Here is a 22,763-nt window from a genome sequence, read left to right as displayed (position 1 = left end):
CCAATGACTACTATTTCTCGTCCTGTTCGTCCATTCTTTTTATAAGTGCTTCACGCATACTGTCTGATAATTTGGTACGGTTTATCTTTCGGGATTTGAGTTCCATAAACGTATGGTAAAAATCGCCTAAATCAATACCGAAAACACGCTCAAAATATCTAACGATATTGATAATATCCGTATTCCCATTGTTGAATACACCTAACAAATACAATCCGTAAATCAATTCGGTTGCGGAGGCTTTGCTTGCCGTCCATTTGAGAGGTGGATTTTCTGATGTCTTGCTCTGATTGCTTTTATTTAATTTGGCTTCAAGATATACCTGTATTAAATCATTGGCAATAATCTCGGCTATTTTATAATCATAATAAGTAGAAAACCTAATATCTGTTTCCAAATAAATAGTGTCTATACTTAACTTAATATCAAATTTTCCTCTTATAAATAGCTTCTCATCAAGAAATGTACTGTTGGTACGATAATATTTATAAAGCTCAAGGTTATTATTGAAGTGTCTTTTGAGTTTTCTCAATTCTTCATTGAAATATTTTTTGACCGCTTTCGTGCCGTTGGGCTTTTTCGTTTCAATTTTATAAATGGCATAGTAATAAATGAGCTTAGCAACGATAACGGGTTTCTGATGTTTGAAAAAATGGATTTCTTCAACATTATTCTTAAACCCTATTTTTAAGATGTGCTCCTTTATGTCGGACAATGTTTTAATGATAAGTTTTATAACTGCTTCAATTCGTTGCACAGAGCAATCGGTTTCAATTTCCAATTCCCTGATTTCGTCCTCCAGCTTAATTAGCGTCTGTTGATAAAATTTATCCATACGGGTTATCTTAAATTAATATTCAGGCTGCATCTTTGATTAGGCTTTTTTAATTTGATTTTCTAAACATCAGAATGGCTACAACCGCCAAAACAATGGTGGCTATCCCACCGTACAAAAATTCTCTGTTCGGGAACTGTGTACCTAAAAATCCTGCTATCGGATAGGCGATTGCCCACCACAAATGGGAGAATGCGAAATGAGCACCATACACTTTGCCTTGGTCTTTAGGTTCGATATTTTCGCCTATCAGTGTTTCGGACGGCATATCGGCTAACGTCTGCCCGATACCTGCCAAAATCCACAGGATTATCAAACCGTTGAACGGTACGAAATTGGCAAAACTAATGGCAACACCTATTAGCATTGCTCCGCTAATCAGTGAAACGCTACGTGTTTTGGACTTGTCCAAACTACCCAATAAAAATGCTGTAATCGCTGCACCTACACCGAATACCGACATTATCCAGCCATAGTGTTTATCATCTAACTGAAGATTTGTTTTTACTAATCCTACTGTATTGACCAATACCAAAGCACCTGCAACGGCTGATATAAATTCAATGCTCAATGCAAACCGTACAATCTTGTTGCCGAACAATAAGCGTATGCCTTTTAATACTTCGCCCCACGTTTTTTGAGGTACGGCATTATCACTGCTTACACCTTTTTGCAATGATGATTTCGGAATGGAAAGAATGAACAATATAGCGATGAACAAGGTAGCACCGTTGACGAAAAATATTTGTGTCGCTCCTAACCAAACTGCTACGATACCTGCTAATGCAGGACCAAATACGCTCAACAATTGAAAAGTTGCCATTGATAAGCCGTTAGCTTCTCTGTATATTTCTTTTTCTACTATCTGCGGAATGATTGCCCTGTATGTAGGCGTAAAAAATGCAGCAAACACATTCAATGCAAATATCAATGCGTACAACTGCCATTCGGCATTGACGAAAGGCAGCATACAGACGATTGTCATTCTTGCAAACTGCGTGATGAGCAATATCTGTTTGCGTTGGAATTTTTCTGATACCACACCTGCAAAGGGCGAAAAGATGATGTATGCCGTTACCCTTAATGTTAGGGCTGATGCCAAAATAGCGGCGGCATTTTGGGGGCTTATCTCATACGTGAGCAAAGCCAGACCGAGCCACGTAAAAGCATCGCCGAAAAGGCTTGCTATCTGTGCGAAATAAAGCCTTGCGAAAGTCGTGTTTCGCAGGGTTTTAAATGGTTCTGTGATTACTTTTATTATATTATCTGTTGCCATTCAGTAATGATGTTTTTTATATATTGATATACTTTCATTAAGTATGTGTTCTTCGATGATTGATGATGTGAGCCGTGATAAGTCCGGCAGAACCTACATAGATAAGCGGTAGGTGGATATGATAAACAAAATCAAGGACTACCGAAATTAAAATCGTAAGCAATGAAACGGCAAAAAGAGCAATGACCAGCTTGCTGTCAGTCGTCTTGCAGATTTTGAAGGCTATAATAGCTCCGATAATCAAAAAGGCTAAATCTATATACGGATTATGCGATATGCCAATCGGTATAATGACAAGCAAGGGGAAAATCAGGCAATGGATTAAACAGAGCGTTGCTGCCGAAATGCCGAGTATGTCGTATGTTTTATTTTTCATTTATGATTTCTTATAGTATTGTTCTGAAATTTTTTAAATAATTCTGTTTACATATCGCTTAAAACTGTAATTCCTGCTCCTATCCAATAGTTAGAAAAGTCGTTGATTTGTCCGTATTTCGGACTGCCAAATACTGCCCGATACTGTAATTTGGTTGTAAAGTAAATGTCAGGACTGTTAGTGTTTGAATAAATCTTGTACGAAATATTTAAGCCGGGTTGTAACAGGTAGAAATAATTTGTAGCTACTTCTTTTGCACGTTTTCCCGAACCAAATCTTGCCCAATATATTTTTCTTTTTCGGCATTATCCCCAAGCCTCGAAATAACAACACCATTATTAAGGCTTACCCCAAGACGGATTTTATCTTTCTGAATTATGTCATATTGATTAACCCAGCCTATTTCATAAAAATCAACCAATGGCTGTCCTATCGAATAAGTGAAATTATCTGTTATCTTTCTTCCAACAAGTGAAAAACTAAGCCCCGTAGCCCACCTTTTGACGGGGTAATATTTTAAATCCAAATATCCCCCGTAAAATCCCTTTTGTAGAATAGCGGTATTGACCGCCCCGGCACTAAGGGAAAACTCTTGCGGTGGTGTAGTATCGGAATGCTCCGAACGCTGTGCATTGGTAATTATGGAGCATATCAATAGTATTACTGTAATTGAAATCTTTCTCATATTTATCAAAAATTTTCTGCAAAGCCCTACCATACATTTGATAAGGCTTTACAGAGTTGTTGTTAAAAATTCATTATCATTTTCACGCTGATATTACGTCCCATATTGAAAACACCCATACGTCCTGTTGCGGGGTTTTCAAGGGCATACTTCAACCTGCTCAAATGATTTTGATAAGCCACGTCAGCCAAGTTTTCTCCACTGATATACAAAGACATAAAGTCGCTTCGGTTGAATGCCTTTATATTTGTTCCAATTCCTGCACTCAACAGCGTGTAAGCCGGTGTTGCCGTTTCTGTTCCGTAAGCACTGAAAAATCTGTTTTGCTTAAAGAAATAGTCTATACCGAATTTGATATAGGCGTTAGAAAATGTATGATTAACTTCCTTTAGTTCAGCTTTGATTTCTCCCCTGTACCTTGGGGCAGGAATAAACGGCAGATACTTTGAGCTTTCGGGCTGATTGCTTTGGGTAGCCTGCACATAGGAAAACGAATTTTCCAAATGCAACCATTCTATTGGGTGTGGGTGTATATCCAAATAGATTTCGCCACCGAGCAAAGTAGCATTTCCTGCCGTATATTGAAAGGCAGGTGCGCCGTCAGTCGGGTCGGGAATGATTTCAGTTCCGTCTTCCGCAACGAGTTTTTCCAAATAGATATAGTTTTGAATGAAGTTTACAAATGGTGTAATCTCCAACGTGATATGTTTGGAATTAAGAAAGTAGGCAACGTCCAGCTGATGGCTGATTTCTGATTTTAAATCAGCTTTTCCGATGATATACCGAAATGTTCCCTCGTGTCTTCCGTTGGCAGAAAGCTCGGTGCTGTTCGGTGCTCTGAAACCTCTCGATACGTTAAATTTGAAAGTAGAATTTTTATCCACCTTATACGATAATCCCAAACTTCCCGAAATGCCATTGTAGCTTTTGTTAAAAGCACTAAATTTCAACTCCGCATCGGGGTCTGTACCGGAAACGGGATTTTCATCTTCATTGAGGTAAAGTTCCTTTGAGTTCATATATCGGTTGTCGAACCTGATACCTCCGGCTAAAGTGAGCTTGTCAAAAAAAGTTTTCTGTGTGAAAACAAACCCGCCTGCATCAAACAGATGATAGGCAGGTATCATAAATTCCTCTCCTCTGTTGGTATTGGACTGCCACATACCACCAATACCGACCGAAGTTTCCCAACCTTTTGACTTTTCAAAATTATACCGTACGTTATAATTCAGCGTGTTCAAATCAAAGAACAAAGCGGGCTGGTCAGGAGCGGAAGGGTCTTCGTACTCTTTTCTTTTATTGTTCTGAAAACCAAAGTCGGCATTAAGCGTTCCTTTATCCAATATGAAATAATTGTTTGAAGCTACTCCAATATGATTTATCTTCTGATGCGGAAAACCTGTTTTATATCCTTTCAAATCTTTGTCGGTTGCTGCTACTTCATCGCCATTGGCATTTTCGTAGATAAATCTTCCTAATTCATCTCTTTCTCCCTCTACAAGATTAAGGGTGTTGTTATAAGAGCTTACGGTCAGGTGTGAGTGTCCCCAGCTTTTGTTTATTCCCAAAAACAGGCTACCATTGATTTCCTTAAATCCCGAATTGAAAACTTTTCCGTCGTAGGCATTTTGGTAGTTGCCTGCAAACTTGTTGCTGAACCTGCCAAGCCATTGCAAGCCGTCTTTATTCCCAGCGTTGGCAACGGAATAGCCAATGAGGTTGTTATTACTTTGGTAATTGGAGGAAACCTGTGTTTTTACCTGTCCTAACGGCAAGGCTTTCGGAGCAAGAAAATTAAGCACTCCCGCAATACCGTCCGAACCGTACATAAGGCTTCCGGGACCTTTGACAACTTCCACTCTGTCCACTGCATTCTCGTCTATCTCAATACCGTGTTCATCGCCCCATTGCTGTCCTTCCTGCCGGATATTATTGTTTAATGTAATTACTCTGTTAAACCCTAAACCTCTTATAGTAGGTTTTGAAATTCCTGTCCCTGTTGTTATTTGGTTTACACCGGGTACATTCCTTAAAGCATCAATCAGATTGGTAGCACTGTTCTGATTGAGTGTTTTACCGTCCACCGCTTTAACAATGACAGGGCTTAGTCTTAATTCTGTTGAGCGGGTTACGCCTGTAATGATTAACTCATTCAGTTCTGTAACAGCGGGGCTTAACAAAAAGTCCATAACCGTATCTTTGTCAATGCTTATTTTTTCGATTATTGGCTGATAGCCTGTATAATTTATCTCTAAAAGGTAGGTTCCCCTTTTAAGGTTATTGATTTTATAACTACCGTTTGTGTCTGTCGTTGCACCTGTTTTCAGGTCAGCAATATAGATGGATGCACCAGCTAAATTCTCGTTTGTGGTTTCGTCTTTTACCGTACCTGAAATACTGTTTTGTGCAAATATGTTTAAGGTTGCTGATACGAAAGCAACCAATAGTAATATGCTTTTTAAATTCATTGTTTGATTTTTTAACGATTATTGTTTGATATGAGCAAACAGGCGTTTGACTGCTTGCGTCTATATAAAAAATCAAACTGTGGGCGGTCCTTTGTTTTGGATTGTAAGGCGTTCCGCTTCGTAGAAACTTACCTTACATAAGCTGTATTCAAAATAAGGCTGTACATCAACGTAAACAATAATGGCATCAACGATAAGATGAGGCGATAAGCAATGATTATCGCACAGTGAACACTTTTTGAATGCTTTGGTAAGATGTGCCTTATGATTACAGGCATTGCTTTCATCCCCATAATATATTGCCTTCTCACATTGGCTTGCTTTTGAATAGGCGATAATTTCATCGTCGTGGTGGTGGTATAAGATAACCGGGCTATTTGCAAAAACGTACAATAGCAAAAGAAAAAAACCTTTTATATGTCTTATATCTTTTAACATCAACCGCAATTATTTTGGCTAAGAAAACAGTCCAAACCATCGGTAGCCATATGTAAAAGCAACCCCACGGCAACAACCCGTGTCGGTTTGAAAAACAACAGGATAAAGTAAATAGCAATAGCAAACCAGCTATGCAGGGGGTGGAAATTTATACTGCACCTGCAAGGGTCAAATATTGGTGTTGCCAAAAGGTGGTCTAAATCAACCAGCATAGTGAGCAACAATATTGCATAGCATCTTATCCAATTTTCCCTAAACAGAAAATAGGAAAGGATACCCGGAAAAATAAGGTGTAAAAAGTAATGGATAAATTGTTCCATATCGTTACTTTCTTATAGCCTTTAGCATTATTGTGTTATTTGTTTTTCTCACTTAATATTGATACACGGTATTTGAATTGACATACCATCTTCTTCCCCAAAAAGAAGAAGATAGTATGTTTCAACCTTCACAGATTTAATGTTGATGCCCGTGTGCTTTTTCAGCGGCAGAAACCTCATTTTTAAATTTTCCTGTCAGCGTTGTGCCATCAACCTTAATCGTAACAGTACAATTTGTATGAATTGCGTTTTTGGGCAATGCCACCTGTAATGCACCGTTTTTATCTGCTTTGAGATTTGAATTTGACTTAGTGCCATTCTCAAAAGCAAACTCTACCGAACCGGTAGCGGGCTTGTTTAATGTTTTAGCATTGGCATCCAGCACATAAAAGGTCAGCATATTGTTACCTTTTACCATTTCAATATGGTAATTGTCAACGTCTATCATTTTTCCGCCGTGAGGGGCAGAACCGTGACCCGACTGAGCCATTACAGGGCTTACGGCAAGCGTGGCTATGGCAACCACTAAAGCCATTCCGATTGATTTGATTTTTCTCATTTTTTTTGATTTTTAAAAGTGAATTAATAATTAAATTTTTACTCTAAGTAGTTTGACTGAATTAAGAAATACCAGCGTATCGGGCAACAGGTGAATGACTGCTGCTTCTACGGGTCCTAAAACCCCCAACAATACCAGTGTAATACCCAATACGTGTACCACACCAACACCCCCGATTATATTCTCTTTGATAGTTTTGAATGCTCTTTTGCTGATAGCTTTGGAACGGGCAATTTTTTCGAGTTTGTCTTCCACCAAAACAATATCAGCGGCTTCCATAGCTGCCTGTGTGCCTACAATACCCATAGAGATACCTACATTTGCCTGCACAAGAGCCGGAGCATCGTTGATGCCATCGCCTACCATTGCTACTTTTTCTCCTGTGGATTGGAGTTCCTGTATAGCTTTAATTTTGTCCTCCGGCAGCATATCCGCTTTGAACGAGGTAATGCCTAACTGACTTGACACGTGTTGTGCTGTTTGCGGATTGTCGCCCGTAAGCATTATAACATTTTGAACACCGCTTTTTTTCAGTTCATCAATCATTTCTTTTGCTCCCGGACGTATGGTGTCGGACACATAGAATACACCGGCAGCCTTATTATCAATTGCCATATAAATAGCTGTATCTGTAAGGTTTTCGCTATTTATTGTAACACTGATTTTATGGTCGTCCATCAATGTTTTGTTTCCTATCAACACTTTTCTGCTGTCTATTGAAGCTCCAAGCCCCTTTCCTTTAAATACCTCAAAGCCGGTCGGCTCTGAAAGCTCCACATCTAATTCTTCTGCACGGACAATAATCGCATTTGCCAATGGGTGGCTGGAACGGTTTTCGGCAGTAGCCGCAAAATACAGTAAGTCCTTTTCTGTATAGTTGCTATCCGATATATCTACTTTATTGAGTGTAGGTTTACCTACCGTAAGTGTTCCGGTCTTATCGAAAACAATGGTTTTTATCTTTGCGAGTTCCTCTAAATATTTACCTCCTTTTACCAAGATACCTTCACGAGCTGCCCTTGCAATGGCAGATATAGTTACTAAAGGGGTGGCTAAGCCTAATTCGGCAGGCGAGGTAAAAATCAACAGGGCGATGACCAGCTTTACATCTTTTGTTACTAAATAGACACCTATCACAAAAATGAACACGAATGGTATCAGCCACGAGGCTACCCTGTCAGTGAGTTTTTCAATGGGAGCTTTACTGCTTTCGGCTTCTTCTACCAAAGCGATAATCCTTGAAAACACCGTATCATTACCTGCTTTGGTCATTTGAACGTCCAATGCTCCCAACTCCAATATAGTTCCGGCAAAGACTTCGCTGTCGTTGACTTTTTCGACCGGTACGCTTTCTCCGGTAATAGGAGCCTGATTGACGGAACCGGAACCGGCAATGACTTTACCGTCAACGGGTATTTTTTCTCCTGCTTTTACTACGACAATATCGCCCATAGCCAGCGAGGTGATTTGGATTGTTTGCTCTTTTCCGTCTTTTTTAATGACGGCTGTTTGCGGTACAGAGCCTATCAATTCTTTGATAGATGCCCTTGCCCGTTCTCCGCTTGCACTGGCGATATATTCCGCTATCAGGATAATCATCAGTACCACGGAACCGGCAAGGTATTCTTTGCCCACAACCGATACAATTACGGCTATGGAGATAAAAAGCTCCGTGCCGACTTTACGTTCTTTGATAAGCTCGACAATAGCCGTCTTTAGCAAAGAATACAGACCGAAAGCCGTAGCTGCCAGTAATACAGGTAACGGAATGACCCCCATATAAAACAATAGGCTGGCAATACCTACTGTAATGATGCGTATGATTTCCCATAAAAACTGCCGGGAAAAAAAGGTTTTAAATGTGTTCATTTTTTATAATTTAATGTCTATGGTTATTACCTACATTAATATTGGGAAACACACCGAGCAAAATAAGAACGGATAGAAATAACAAGACTACCAATGCTATTAAACCATACTTTATCATCTTGTATCCCCATTTATTATTTGAAGATTTACCACCTCCCTGCCTTTGCGGAGGTGGTCTTTTCTTCTTTCTCTTATGCTTCGGTTTCCCGATATGGTTATTCTTCCTCTTCCGCATTTCTAATAGCTGAAAGGATAGTATAAGCGTTTTTCGTGACTACTTTTAACGATTGCTGATTGGCACTTTGAGGTAATTCAACTGCTGTATAACCTTCCTGCTCCACACCTTTGGCAATTTGCAACAACTGGAATGTATAGCTGTCATTATTCCCTGCTGTTTGGACGATGATGTAATCCAAACCATTCAACTGAACAATGGCATCGTTAGGTACGGCATTCTTTTGTTCCGTTCCTGTTTCTACCCACGCTTTTACATACATTCCCGGTAAGAGTTTTGCATCTTTGGTAAAGCGGCAAAGCACCGGTATCATTTTTTTGTCATTTGCAGCCTGACCGACCAAGTACACTTTTCCGGTATGGCGGTAATCATTTTCATTGGAAAGTGAAAACTTAACGGTCTGCCCAACCTGAATTTTGCCCAAGTCCTTTTCAAAAGCATTTAAAGCAAGATGCAGTGCATCTACACCCGTTATCTCAAACAGGACATCGGTTGGTGCGGCGTATTTCCCGATATTGGTATTACTGACTTTGATATACCCTGAAATGGGAGCATAAATACCCGCAGTTCTGGAAATTTGCTTGTTGTTTTTCAAGGCGTTACTGCTGATGCCGATAAGTGCCATCTGCTGTTCCAAACCTGCAATACGGGCTTTCATCACATTGTAATCAGAGCTTACCTGTTGGAAGGTTTTGGCTGCATTGACATCTTCATTTCTCAATTCCTGCTGTCTTTTGTATTCCTGTGACAAATATTCCAGCCTGCCGATGCTTTCCAAATACTCCTGTTGAATGGTGATGAACTCCGGATTTTCAATAGTGGCTAATTGCTGCCCCTTTTTTACAGCTTGCCCCGGCAATAACCCTGCTGTTTTGATATAACCGCCCAATGGTGCTGATACGGTGGCTATGCTGTTTGGTTCAGCTTCAATAGCTCCTGTCAGCTTGATTATATTGCTAAGGTTTCTTAATTCTATGGAGCCTGTTTGTATCTCCGACAGCTTGTACTGGTCAGCGGTAAACGTAATTTGTCTTACCGAAGGTGCTGTATCGGTCTTGCTCTCTGTTTCTGCCGGAGCCTGTTCGGCAGCATTCTCTTTTTTATCCTTACAGGACGAAACCACCAATACTGCTGACAGTAATAATGGTATATATTTTTTAAATGATGACCTATTCATTATTCTGATTTTTTGAATGATTAATTGTTGCCTAAAATTGCCTCTATGGAAATAATAACCCGGTTAAGATTATACAGGTTGTCTATATACTCTGAATGGATATTATTGGATAGCGTAAGGTTTTGCAGATATTGTGTATAGGAAATATCACCGTTTCTAAAACTCTTATCCGAATTACTGATAATCAGGTCTGCCTGTGGCAATGCCTGTGTCTGATAATAGTTTAGAGATTTCTGAAATTTCACATACTGCTGTGCCAACTCTTTAAGCTGTCCGTTCAGATTTGTAGTCGTCAGTTCTACCTGTTTTTGTGCAATCTGTTCATTGATTTTAGCCGCATTGATTTGGGATTTATAACCACCCGGAAAAAGAGGTATGCTTATACCGACTTGGAAAAAACTAAACCTGTCTTTACCCGTATAAGTTCTATCGACACCGTTAATCGTTTGCAGACCTTTGTAGGTCTGACCGTTATAACCTAAAATAATGTCCGGTAACATCTTGCTTCTCTGCAAGGATATTTCTCTTTGGCTAACATTGATTTCCTGTTGCAGATATTGAATGATAGGATTGTTGGTAGTTGATACACCATCAATAGCCAATAATTCCTCCCTTACAACCAATGCCGTATCTGCTATGCTGATGTCATCGGTTGTATTAAGCAATGTCTGTAAAAGACGTTTGGCAATTTGTATATCGGCTTCATTCTTTTCCAGCTCATTCTGAATTTGTCGGTATTGGACTGACGAAGTAGCATTTTCAAGACTTGTGCTTTCTCCTGTTCTATACCTCGCATTACTTGCTTTACTTAGCTTGCTGTAAATCGTGTCCTGTTCCAACAATAGCCGTCTTTTCTCCAATATATACTGATATTGCAGGTAAGCCAGCTTTACGTCTTCAACAAGGTCATTTTCGGTTACAGCCTTGTATTTTTCGCTGCTGCGTATCCTTTCCTGTGCCAACTTTGATTGATTGCTGTAAACGGTCGGAAAATCAAAACGCTGTGTAACATTAATCAGGTTATCATTAATAGTAGGATTACTTACTACACCCTGTGTATAGGAAATTTCCGTTTTAGGAATAGTAACGCTTCCTTTCTTTAATGCCTGCTGTACATTGATGTTATACTCCGCTATCTTGATGCTGTTGTTGTTTTTCAACGCTTCATCAATGGATTGCTGTAAGGTCAGCACTCTTGTACCGGAATTTGTAGGTACTTGTGCATTCATTACCGACGGTAAACCTAAAAATCCTAATAGTAATATTGCCGTAGGCAAGGTTTTGGGCTTCCGCATCTTGAATGATGATTTTGTGAAATAGATATACAGTACAGGAAGTACCACAAGGGTCAGTGCAGTTGCCGTTATCAGACCTCCGATAACTACCGTAGCCAACGGGCGTTGTACTTCTGCACCTGATGAAGATGAGATTGCCATCGGTAAAAATCCTAACGAAGCTACTGCGGCTGTCATCAGTACGGGTCTTAATCTTACCCGTGTACCAATCCGAACCCTTTCGTAAATATCATTAACCCCTTCCTTAGCCAAACGGTTGAACTCTGCAATCAATACAATCCCGTTCAAAACAGCAACACCGAATAACGCAATAAAACCTACACCGGCGGAGATACTGAAAGGCATATCCCTGATGAGCAAAGCAAATACACCACCTATCGCCGATAACGGAATTGCAGTAAATATCAATAGACCTTGTTTTACCGAACGGAACGTAAAGTACAGCAATAGTAAAATCAGTAAGAGTGCCACCGGCAATGCTACTGCAAGCCTCGCATTGGCTTCTTCGAGGTTTTTAAATTGTCCGCCGTAGGTGATATGATAGCCCGCAGGCATTTTTACTTTTGCTCCCACAATATCCTGAATATCGTTCACGATACTTTTTACATCCCTGTTTCTTACGTTGAAACCAAGTGTAATCCGTCTTTTGGCATTATCTCTTTGGATTTGTACCGGACCCGGTTTGTATGAAATATCTGCTACTTCACTTAGAGGAATTTGCTGACCTGTGGGCGTACTTACAAATAAATTCTGAACATCCGTAATATCTGCTCTTGAAGCATTATCCAGCCTTACCACCAAGTCAAACCGTCTTTCGCCTTCATATACCAAACCTGCTGCTTTACCTGCAAATCCTGTTTCAATGGCACTGTTTACGTCTTCGATATTCATTCCGTACTGTGCTATCTTATCCCTGTTAAACTGTATGCTGATTTGTGGCAAACCTGTTATTTCCTCTACATATAAATCTTCTACACCTTCGACATTTTTTATTTTACGACCCACATCCGAAGCAAGGTCTGATAGTACGTCCAAATCTTCTCCATAGATTTTTAGAACCACGTCCTGTTTTGCTCCTGTAAGCAACTCATTGAAACGCATCTGTATAGGTTGCTGGAAACTAAATGTAGCGTTAGGGATAACAGATAGGTCAGCCTGCATTTTTTCTATCAGTTCTTCTCTGTCTTTGGCACTTGTCCATTCCTTTTTCGGCTTTAGTTTCACTATCATATCGCCCGCTTCAATAGGCATCGGGTCTGTGGGAATTTCCCCCGAACCGATTTTATTTACTACTTCTTCTACTTCGGGATAGTTCTTCCGCAGGATAGTTTGGGCTTTCTGTGAAACATCTATCAATTGGTTGATAGAGCTACCGACCGGAACCCTTGTTTCTACCGCAAAATCACCCTCATCCAACTGAGGTATAAATTCTGCACCCATACGGTTGAATACAAAAAGTGTAATGATGAAAAGACCTACTGCAATAGAAACGACCAATAATTTCATTTTCATTGCTCCCTCGATGATAGGCGTATAAACTCTCTGAATAGCCTTCATCATTCTGTCGGAGAAGTTTTCCTTATGGGTTGTTTTCTTGCTCAACACCAAAGCCGACATCATCGGTACATAGGTAAACGAAAGCAAGAAAGCTCCTAAAATGGCAAAAGAAACAGTCTGTGCCATTGGTCCGAACATTTTACCTTCTACACCTACCAACGCTAATAATGGCAGGTATACAATCAGAATGATAATCTCACCGAATGCAGCCGCAGAGCGTATTTTACGGGACGATTGATAGACTTCTTCATCCATTTGCTCCTGTGTCAGTTTTGCCACACCTCCGTACCGGTCTTTACTTCCCGTTATTCGATGCAGCACAGCCTCGACGATGATAACTGTCCCGTCCACGATGATACCAAAGTCTATCGCTCCCAAGCTCATCAGGTTGCCTGATACGCCAAAGAGGTTCATCATAGATATGGCGAACAACATTGCCAATGGAATTACGGAAGCGACCACAAGCCCGCCACGCAGGTTTCCTAAGAAAAGTATCAGTACAAAAATCACGATTAATGCACCTTCAATCAGGTTGGTTGAAACGGTAGAAATAGCTCCGTCCACCAGCTTTTTACGGTCAAGAAAAGGCTCAATTTCCACACCTTCAGGCAAGCTGCTTTCTATTTCTGCTACCTTAGCCTTTACATTGGTAATTACTTCAGATGAATTAGCTCCTTTAAGCATCATCACTACCCCTGTTACAGTTTCGCCCTCACCATTACGGGTGGCTGCTCCGTATCTCGGTCCGTTTCCAAACCGTACTTCGGCTACATCTCTTAAAAGAATAGGTACGCCAGCTTCGTTTTTGACCACTATTTTTTTGATTTCCTCGATGTTCTTTACCAAGCCTTCGCTTCGGATAAAGTAAGCATTAGGACCTTTATCAATGTAAGCACCACCGGTATTCTGGTTGTTCTTCTCCAATGCCGTGAAAATATCGGAGATATTGATGTTCTGGCTGGCAAGCCTGTCAGGCTCGATAGCGATTTCGTATTGCTTTACAAATCCACCGAAGCCGCTTACTTCTGCAACGCCGGGCGTACCTAATAATTGCCGTTTAATAATCCAATCCTGAATAGTTCTTAATTCAGTGGCATCGTACTTGTCTTCATAACCTTTTTTGGGGTGAATGCTGTATTGATAGATTTCCCCAAGACCGGTAGTTACCGGAGCCATTTCGGGTGTACCGACACCCTCGGGAATACTTTTTTCCGCTATGGTCAATCTTTCCTGTACCTGCTGTCGTCCCCAATAGATGTCAACATTTTCTTTAAATACAATGGTTACGATTGAAAGCCCGAAACGGGAAAAGGAACGCATATCCTTAATACCGGGAATACTGACCATTGTCTGCTCCACCGGAAAGGTTACAAGCTGTTCCACCTCCTGTGCCGCCAATGTAGGCGATACAGTAATGACCATCACCTGATTATCCGTGATATCGGGTGTGGCATCAATAGGAAGTTTGGTAAGGGAGTACGTACCCCAGCAAATTAATGCCAGGGTAAATAATCCTATTATCAACTTATTCTTGATTGAAAAATGAATGATGTTATTTAACATACCATAATGTTATTAGAATAGTTATTGTTTAAGGAGATACTGTCCTTTCATTCTGATTTTGACAGTGATGTCCTCATTTGAATTGTTTTTGAAGTACCATCCTTGCGGACCTTCAAACGGAGCGAGCAATGACCCCACCATATTGTTGGAATAGGCAATGGTGTAGCTTTCAAAATAGTTGCTGTTGTTCTTAACCTCTCCGTGAAAATCAAAGTATAGTTCTCCTTTATCGGTAATCCATTCGTACTTCAACTGACCGTGCTTCAACATATTTATCTTATATTCCAATCCTTCGCCTGCCGGAATAACGACACTTACTTCGTCTGTCCGCTCTGCGAGCTGGGTAGCGGGTGGCGGATTATCTGCTGCCGCAGGTTTGGCTACATCTGCCGGAGAACCTACGTTTTCCAATTGCAATATTTTATGTGGTCCCGAAGCAAGCGTTTCCGAACCGCCGTCACCAACATATAATTTGCTAAAACCGGTTGCTTTACCGATACCCAAAGGGTCTATACCGTATTCTGCCGGTAATACGGCACTAACAAGAAGTACCGCTCCTATAATTAAAGCATAGATGACCTGCTTAATGATAGATTTCTTATCTAAGATTTGATGTGCTATTTCTGACATTTTGATAATTTTTAAGAATTAAAATAACCGACCAACTGATAGCCGAACAATAAAAAACCTGCTGCCATAAGCAACATATTGGTAACTGTCGAGAATTTGAGAAAACTCGGTGACCTTCTCCAATTAGTGATAATAAATAATACAAGGGCTAAGGCTATGAACTGACCTATTTCTACACCGATATTAAAACCAAGTAGGTTGGTCAACAATCCGGTACGGTCAAAACTCAATTCCTGTAATTTACTGGCTAAACCAAAGCCGTGAAAAAGTCCGAAGATTAAAACAGCCGCTTTGGTATTGGGCTGATACCCCAAGAACCTTTGAAAGCCACCCAAATTATCGAAGCCCTTATACACAATGGACAAGGCTATGATTGCATCAATCAGGTAAGCATTGATTGCCATATCTGCCAATACGCCCAACAAGAGGGTAATACTGTGTCCAATGGTAAAAAAGCTCACATACAGCAATACTTCTTTCGGACGGTAAAGGAAAAATATAACCCCTACGAGAAATAATAAATGGTCATATCCCGTCAACATATGTTTGGCTCCTATGTACAAAAAGGGTACAAAGGCAACGCCTGAATTTCCACTGAGGAAAGTTTGGGTATCCTCATCTACACCGTGAGCATACACCGAGCCTGTTACCAATAGCAACAGCACTATTGATAAAACTACTTTTATATACCGCATTATAATTGAATTTTTAAGTTAGGCAGTACAAGCCCGGCTGTATTGCATACAGGTGTATGCAATACATTATAGCCAAAGCCCTGACCGCAATGATTGAAAAACGTTGCTTAAAAAATTAATTAATGCTTATGTCCGTGAGCTTTATCAATACTATCCTGATTAACAGGTGCAACCTTAGAACTGTCTTGTTTTGCTGCCGGTGCGGTATGTCCGCCGTTAGGGTCGTGCGAATGACCGTGAGCCTTGTCAATGCTGTCTTGATTGACTACCGGAGCTGACTGCTCTTGTTCTGTATTGGAATTGTCGGAAGAAGATTTTCCACTGTTATTGCAAGCTACAAATGTAAGTGCAGCAAAAGCCGCTATAATGAATGATTTTTTCATCGTTAAAATAAAATTTGATAATTAATAAAGAAATAACCTGCCCATTGAATTTTGGGCATAACTCAAATTTTAACTTTCGGAGAATTGAAAGTTAAGCAACGATGAAAGAGGGAGGACCCCGAAGGGTATATGCTCCGTGGAGCGGTGGTAAGTAAATGATATGCCTATCGGGTGGAAACGTGTGTTTCTGATAGACTACGATATATTCAACAGGCTTGGTAAAATCGACAGGCAAAGCCTTTACTGATTTTACATCGTCCTTTGATATGACAACTCTTGTTTCGTCAGAATTGGTAAAAGAAACGTGTTCGCCAGCGTGTATAAAACCGGAGAAAGCAAGCTCTAATGGTGTTTCCTTACTGTCTTTATGATGGCTATTTTTACCATTATGATGCCCATCATTAACGATGTCAGCGTGGTGGTGGTGCGATACAATGCCGTGACCCAAAATTACAATTTGGGCAACAACTAAAAACAATATGGCAGAATACTTACGCAACATTATCGCAAATGTATGTAAATAAATTCATTTGGGTATCAATTCGATGCAAAAAAGTGAATTTAGATACCGGAAAAAACTAAATTATCGTATTTATTTTTTGATATGTCCAAACTATCCCTCCTGTATCAAGTGCTGTAAATTCGGGTCGTTCTTGATACGCTCCATTTCACTATCTATAATGTGAACAATATCTAATTTTATCTGACGGTAATTGTTATCAATATCCCGTTTCATATTATCCACTCCATTCTCATCAACAAAGGATAAAATTTCCGGTATCTTCTGATACGCTTTTGTTTCGGCAGCAACCTTTTCATTATCTACAACTATTTCAGCGTGAAATATCTTTTGTTCGATACGTTCGTCAAAGTTATCGGAAACAGCACCCACGAACATACCTTGTGTTAAGGTACTGATTTTTGAAGCCGGAATAAGGCTGTCTAATTGGGTTGAAATTGAAGTAGATTTATCATTACGATTAATCGTCATACTTTGGCGTTTTTGTAAAACTTTTCCGAAACGTTCGGATAAATTTTTCGCTGTTTCGCCGACAACCTGACCGCTAAAAATATTACCGACTGTGTTCTGAATTACCTTACTTTCTTTGTCGCCATAATCACGTATTAATTGACTAAAGTCCTGAAAACCAAGACATACCGATACAAAATTACTTCTCGCAGTTGCGATTAATTGGTCAAGTCCCCTAAAATAAATTGTGGGCAATTCGTCTATGATAACGGAGCTTTTAAGCTGTCCTTTTTTGTTGATTAATTTTACAATTCGGGAGTTGTATAAACCCAAAGCTGCCGAATAAATATTTTGTCGGTCGGGGTTGTTTCCGACACACAAAATTTTTGGCTCTTTGGGGTTATTAATATCTAAAGAAAAATCGTCGCCTGTCATAACCCAATACAGTTGCGGACTAATCATTCTTGACAATGGAATTTTAGCGGAAGCTATCTGCCCCTGTAATTGGTCTTGTGCTCCGCCTTGCCAAGCATCCATAAAGGGCGATAAATAGTTTTCCAATTCGGGATAAGAAGTCAAAATTGTAAATACGTCTGCATATCTTTTATTTAGTAATTCTATGGCGTGGGGAAAGGAACAATACTTACCATTGTCATAAATTTTCAGATACCAAATAATGGCTGCCAATAGAATAATTGGGCTTTCCACGAAGAAATCCCCTTGTTTCTGTATCCAGCTTTTGTTCAGGTTTAACATTATCGTATATGCCGCTTCGTAGGCATCTGATATGTCCGTCATAAATTCGGGATTGAGCGGATTGCAACGGTGGCTCTTGCGTGGGTCGTCAAAATTTATCACGTAAAATTTTGGCGGTACTTTGTATTTATGCCTGTTCTTTAATAAGTGATTGTAGGCAATCGTGGACAGGTCGTCAAACTTAAAATCGTAGATGTACATTGAGAAGCCTTTCTCAATCTGTTGCTTTATATAATTATTTACGATTGCATACGATTTTCCGGAGCCAGGGGTTCCCAGCACAATCGTTGCCCGAAATGGGTTTACAATGTTTATCCAACCGTCATTCCATTTGTTTTTGTAGTAAAACTTTGTAGGCAGATTAACAGAGTAATCATTCTGCATTAACTTGGTTTCCTGCTGAAAGCTCTCATTTTCGTTGTTGAAAACGTCGTCCATTAAATTGCTACGGAGCAAACGGCTCATCCAAACCCCTGCAACCATTAAAGCGATATAACCTAAACCCGTCGTCAGGATATAGAGAAATGTGGCGGTGTTTAGTGGTAGCTTTAGCAATGGGAAATTCAAAAAGAAAAGGACGAAACCGATACCCAAAGCCACATAAATTTTGCCCCAAGTAATCTTTTCGTCCTTAACGCCCTTTGTACCCAAACAGCTTAAAGCCAACAATACCAAAGCGAAGACTTTGGTATATAAGGTGTGTTCAAACAGTCCTGCTGTTCGGTTGAAATTCCCTAAAATCTTATTGATGATTTCCAATGTCCAGCCACGGTGTATAAAGAACCCGTAGCAAAACCAATACAAGTGCATCAATACTATAATGATGCTTACGGCTCGCATAAAAGCCATAATCTTGGCTAAGCCTCTTAAATCGTCTTCTCCCTGCATTTCTAAAGTTTTAAATGTTCGGGCGTGAATTTAAAGGCTCAAAAGAGTGGCTATAAGAATGTGGCAGTCAATGGCAGTGGGTGGCGGTGTTTGGCTAAATGTTATTGCAGACCTCTCTTGCGTTTCCGCTTTTTCTTCATTTTATTAGCAAAGTCCTGTTCTTCGTAGTCCTCGCCCTGTGCTTCAGGGATAAGCAAACCGCCAAAGGCTTCAATCAAGCCGTCGTCTTTTTTATCGGGAATGTTTAAGTCGAACAAATGATGCAGTTCTTCCGCAGGAAGATCCGCATCATTTGATGTGGATTTCTTTTCTTTTGGCTCGTCCAGTTCTTTAATGTCCGGTTTAATGTTGTTGTTCCAATAATCATTAAAGGTATTGGCTGAAAGTTCCTTTGCTAATCGTGAGCCATTCCAAACGGTTTTGGAATTGTGGTCGATGAATGTGATACCGTAAATACGTCCTGTGTCGTTCCTGCGAACCACTACATTAATACCTTGTTCGCCCAACTGCTTTTTAAAGCTCAATTCATCAGCCGTAGATTGCAGGGCAATGGTAACGGCTGCTTTTAAAGTCTGCTGGGTCGGGTGGTCTTTCAAAGCTGTTTTGCATTTCGCAAAATGCAATTCCAATGCTGGCAGTCCAGCATTCTTTCCGAACAGGGAAGCCTTAAACGGGTGTCCGGCTCTTTCGCCCTTTTCATTTAATGGAATATACAATAAACCTTTTCGCATTTTTCCCTGCAATTCGCCCTCGATTTTCTCGGTGGTAATATTGAACAGGGATAGCAAAGCATTGTATTCTCCCAAAGTCTGAAATTGATAGTAGTTCGGCAAATGTCGTACTACCGAAGCAATCTGACTTTTTATGTCGCCTGCTTTATAATCCACAGGTTTAAAAATCTTGTCGTTATGCTGGCGTTCCTTGTCCGTAGCTGGTATGAGATTGTATTGCTTTTCGAGTTCTCGGCAAATATTCATCGACCGTACTTTCTCAAACTTATCAGGGATTTTTTTGCCGTTTTCGTCCACGCAAACCGATACGATATGAATGTGAGAGCGGTCAATATCGGTGTGTTTGAATACGACAAAAGGCTGGTCGCCATAGCCTAATTCTTTCATATACTGCTGTGCCATTTCCCTGTAAGTATCATCGCTGACCTTATCTTTTGGGTCGGGATTGAGTGAAATATGCAAGGTATGTTTCTCCGTATTTTGGTTTGCCAACAGATAAGGGGCAAAAGATTGGGCTAATTGTGCAACGGAATATTGCCCGTCTGACGTTTCAATAATCTTATTGGTAAACAGAATTTGTCCGTTTTCCTTTTCAACTTTGAGATTATTGTACGCCAATGCTCCGTATAAATTTGCACTTCTTCCGATTTTCGCTATCATTTTTCAGGCTGTTTTTTGAGGTGTTTTTGGTTAAATTCCTCGGTTATCTCCACAACTTTTTTGAACAATTCGACCATTTCTGCCGTCTGTTTTTCCAACTTGTACAGGTATGCCGATGCCTTTTTCTCGGAAAAACTCTTGTACAATAGCTTTACAATCTGATTATAGTTTACCCCGATAGAGCGGAATTGACTGTGAAACGAAGTCAGTCGCATATAGAAATCAACTGTTCCTTTGTCAATATGTACCGATTTTATCGTCTTATTGAAGATGCAAGACGTTATAAAATGTGCCTTTATCTGCATACCCGATTTATCAAAGAGGGCAAGAAAACGGGCGTGTTCCTCCTCGTTAAAAGAAATCGTGTAGCGGATTTTCGCAGGGTCGTTTTTAAGCGGTCGCCCCGTCTTTTTTAACTGTTTTTTGCTGTTCTCATTCATCACTAAGCCATTTTAATTCACACAAAAACGCCGACTTCGGAGGACGTTTTCTGCTCCCTGCAAGGGCAAGTGGTTTTGAGCATCCGAAAAGTTTTCGAGATGCTCAAAACACAACTTGCCGTGTTCTGTTGAACACAAAAATCCTCCCTACGGTCGGATTGATTTTAACAGGGAAAAACGGCTCGAAGCCGTCGCTGTAAAAGTCCAATTTGTCTATTCGATTTTGCATAAATCCGTTAATAAAATTCTTTTTACAAAGTAAAGCCCTCTTTCTGAAAGGATTGTACTGTAACAGAGTGCCAAACACTGCCAATGAACGCCAAACACTGCCACATAAATAAAACTGCTTGTTTATCTCTTTTCCTTTGTACCAACAAAAGGATATAAGTGCGTAGATAGCTATGCAGGTAACAACATAAGTACCTCAATACCGAGATAGGTAAATGAGTAAACAGGTACATAGAAAAGTACCTATTCAGATACCTGCCTATGCAGTCCTGTACGGACAAATGCAGGTACATAAGTAAGTAGGTCTGCCCGTACAAACCTACTTACCCGCATACCGATATAGGTATGTATTCAGGTACATAGATAGCTTGTTGCATAGGTGCGTAGCTACCCAAGTATATCGGTACAGAGCTACCTATCTATTTGCAGAGCCACATAGGTATCTGACTACGGATATAAGCACCTACGCACATAGGTAATTAAGTATGTAAATAATTAAAACAGTTGAAATATGAATGCAAAACACAAAACAGTATTTATCGCCTTTTCTTCTCAAAAAGGCGGTGTCGGTAAGAGTACATTTACAACTCTTGCAGCGAGTATCCTGCATTATCGGTTGGGCTACAACGTAGCCGTATTTGATGCGGATTTTCCACAGCACAGCCTGATGAAAATGAAAGAACGTGATTTATCTATGGTAATGGAAAACGAGGCTTTGAAAAAGCTGGCTTACAAACAATTTACCACAATCAACAAAAAAGCCTATCCGATTATACAGCACAAAGCGGATAGCGTGTTGGAAGCGGCACACGAATTTGTAAACGCTTCAGCCGTTCCTGTTGATGCCGTGTTCTTCGACCTGCCGGGAACTGTAAATACGCCGGGTATTCTGAAAGCGTTGGCAGGAATGCACCACATTTTTACGCCTATCACGGCAGACCGTGTTGTAATGGAGAGTACCCTCGTTTTCACACAGCTATTAAAGGACGTGATTATGAAAAAGGGCGAAACCTCGATAGAAACCATTAACCTGTTTTGGAACCAAGTGGACGGCAGGGAAAGCACCCCATTGTATGAGGTCTATAACAAACTTATAGACCAATTAGGTTTAAGCCTGATGCAGAGCCAAGTCAAGAACAGCACACGCTTTCGCAAAGAAAGTGAAGTAAACAGCAAAGCCGTTTTCCGCTCAACGCTGATGCCTCCCGATGAACGACTGATGAACACCTGTCAATTGGACGAGTTTATGAGCGAATTTTTAAAAATCATTCAATTATAGGCACTATGGAAAAAGAAAACAAGAAAAAGGTTACTCCCGACATTAACGAGGAATTTATGATGAACCTTATGGTTGATGGCGTAAAGAAAGAGGGTTTACAGCCATTGCAAGAACCTCCGAGCGAAGCACCCGAAACGGAAGCCGAAAAGCCAAAGGAACTGCCACGGGAGAAACCCGTTATCAGGGAAAGAAGCCGAAGCAAACGAAGTTCCGATGCCGATTACGAAAGTATCTTTTTCAGGAAATCGGAAACCAATGCCCGTGACGGGAAAACGGTTTATATCCGTCCTGAATTTCACGAAAAGCTGACACGCATAATACAGGTAATTGGCGAAGACAAAATAACCATTTATGCTTATTTAGACAATTTGCTGGATTACCATTTTCAGGAATTTGCCGAACAGATTACCAAAAGTTATAACGAAAAATATAAACCCATTTAATTAGTAG

The 22,763-nt window shown here is 40.3% G+C and carries 20 protein-coding genes; 2 read left to right on the top strand and 18 right to left on the bottom strand.

Annotated elements, in window-relative coordinates; genetic code table 11:
- Positions 1–10: 10 nt before the first annotated feature.
- From NBX25_RS04630 to mobA, 18 genes are all read right to left on the bottom strand, one after another.
- The gene (locus NBX25_RS04630; RefSeq protein WP_024564666.1) at positions 11–835 is read right to left on the bottom strand and encodes an RteC domain-containing protein; all 825 of its coding nucleotides are present in this window, start codon (positions 833–835) and stop codon (positions 11–13) included.
- 49 nt (positions 836–884) lie between these two features.
- Complete coding sequence (locus NBX25_RS04625) at positions 885–2,111, bottom strand: MFS transporter (RefSeq protein WP_024564667.1); 1,227 nt, start codon at positions 2,109–2,111, stop codon at positions 885–887.
- Positions 2,112–2,148: 37 nt separating this feature from the next.
- Positions 2,149–2,487 (bottom strand): MerC domain-containing protein, encoded by a 339-nt coding sequence (locus NBX25_RS04620; RefSeq protein WP_061084768.1) that lies wholly within the window; start codon positions 2,485–2,487, stop codon positions 2,149–2,151.
- Between the two features lie 244 nt (positions 2,488–2,731).
- A complete protein-coding gene (locus tag NBX25_RS04615) occupies positions 2,732–3,172 on the bottom strand; it encodes a hypothetical protein (protein WP_024564668.1) in 441 nt (146 codons plus the stop codon).
- Between the two features lie 62 nt (positions 3,173–3,234).
- Positions 3,235–5,640, bottom strand: a complete 2,406-nt coding sequence (locus NBX25_RS04610; RefSeq protein ID WP_061084769.1) for a TonB-dependent receptor — start codon at positions 5,638–5,640, stop codon at positions 3,235–3,237.
- 72 nt (positions 5,641–5,712) lie between these two features.
- Positions 5,713–6,039 (bottom strand): hypothetical protein, encoded by a 327-nt coding sequence (locus tag NBX25_RS04605; RefSeq protein WP_123891969.1) that lies wholly within the window; start codon positions 6,037–6,039, stop codon positions 5,713–5,715.
- Between the two features lie 38 nt (positions 6,040–6,077).
- Entirely contained in the window at positions 6,078–6,398 is a 321-nt protein-coding gene (locus NBX25_RS04600; protein WP_078411585.1) for a DUF6122 family protein, read from the bottom strand.
- Between the two features lie 136 nt (positions 6,399–6,534).
- Entirely contained in the window at positions 6,535–6,957 is a 423-nt protein-coding gene (locus NBX25_RS04595) for a hypothetical protein (protein ID WP_024564671.1), read from the bottom strand.
- Positions 6,958–6,987: 30 nt separating this feature from the next.
- On the bottom strand, positions 6,988–8,826 hold the full coding sequence (locus NBX25_RS04590; protein ID WP_024564672.1) for a heavy metal translocating P-type ATPase: 1,839 nt from the start codon (positions 8,824–8,826) through the stop codon (positions 6,988–6,990).
- A gap of 215 nt (positions 8,827–9,041) precedes the next feature.
- On the bottom strand, positions 9,042–10,238 hold the full coding sequence (locus tag NBX25_RS04585) for an efflux RND transporter periplasmic adaptor subunit (protein WP_024564674.1): 1,197 nt from the start codon (positions 10,236–10,238) through the stop codon (positions 9,042–9,044).
- A gap of 20 nt (positions 10,239–10,258) precedes the next feature.
- On the bottom strand, positions 10,259–14,653 hold the full coding sequence (locus NBX25_RS04580) for a CusA/CzcA family heavy metal efflux RND transporter (RefSeq protein WP_002979419.1): 4,395 nt from the start codon (positions 14,651–14,653) through the stop codon (positions 10,259–10,261).
- 21 nt (positions 14,654–14,674) lie between these two features.
- On the bottom strand, positions 14,675–15,283 hold the full coding sequence (locus tag NBX25_RS04575; protein WP_002979420.1) for a hypothetical protein: 609 nt from the start codon (positions 15,281–15,283) through the stop codon (positions 14,675–14,677).
- Positions 15,284–15,294: 11 nt separating this feature from the next.
- The gene (locus NBX25_RS04570; protein ID WP_250252964.1) at positions 15,295–15,948 is read right to left on the bottom strand and encodes a HupE/UreJ family protein; all 654 of its coding nucleotides are present in this window, start codon (positions 15,946–15,948) and stop codon (positions 15,295–15,297) included.
- 149 nt (positions 15,949–16,097) lie between these two features.
- Positions 16,098–16,361: a hypothetical protein gene (locus NBX25_RS04565; RefSeq protein WP_002979422.1), complete on the bottom strand. Its 264-nt coding sequence runs from the start codon at positions 16,359–16,361 to the stop codon at positions 16,098–16,100.
- 91 nt (positions 16,362–16,452) lie between these two features.
- Positions 16,453–16,809 carry a hypothetical protein gene (locus tag NBX25_RS04560; protein ID WP_198418452.1) on the bottom strand — a complete coding sequence of 119 codons (357 nt, stop codon included), beginning with the start codon at positions 16,807–16,809 and terminating at the stop codon, positions 16,453–16,455.
- 165 nt (positions 16,810–16,974) lie between these two features.
- On the bottom strand, positions 16,975–18,975 hold the full coding sequence (gene mobC, locus NBX25_RS04555; RefSeq protein WP_024564675.1) for a conjugal transfer protein MobC: 2,001 nt from the start codon (positions 18,973–18,975) through the stop codon (positions 16,975–16,977).
- A 101-nt stretch (positions 18,976–19,076) separates the two neighbouring features.
- Positions 19,077–20,366, bottom strand: a complete 1,290-nt coding sequence (mobB, locus tag NBX25_RS04550) for a conjugal transfer protein MobB (RefSeq protein ID WP_024564676.1) — start codon at positions 20,364–20,366, stop codon at positions 19,077–19,079.
- The gene (gene mobA, locus NBX25_RS04545) at positions 20,363–20,806 is read right to left on the bottom strand and encodes a conjugal transfer protein MobA (RefSeq protein WP_024564677.1); all 444 of its coding nucleotides are present in this window, start codon (positions 20,804–20,806) and stop codon (positions 20,363–20,365) included. The genes mobB and mobA overlap by 4 nt, the downstream gene beginning before the upstream one ends.
- 739 nt (positions 20,807–21,545) lie before the next feature.
- On the opposite strand from mobA, the gene NBX25_RS04540 reads away from it, so the two are divergent.
- Positions 21,546–22,313: a ParA family protein gene (locus NBX25_RS04540; protein WP_250252963.1), complete on the top strand. Its 768-nt coding sequence runs from the start codon at positions 21,546–21,548 to the stop codon at positions 22,311–22,313.
- Between the two features lie 5 nt (positions 22,314–22,318).
- Entirely contained in the window at positions 22,319–22,756 is a 438-nt protein-coding gene (locus NBX25_RS04535; protein WP_024564678.1) for a DUF3408 domain-containing protein, read from the top strand.
- Positions 22,757–22,763 lie beyond the last annotated feature (7 nt).

Origin of the sequence: Chryseobacterium sp. Marseille-Q3244, assembly GCF_940807095.1 — a bacterium.
Taxonomy (GTDB): Bacteria; Bacteroidota; Bacteroidia; order Flavobacteriales; family Weeksellaceae; genus Chryseobacterium.
Note: the sequence above shows the minus strand (reverse complement) of the source record. Positions and strands in the feature narration are given on the sequence as shown.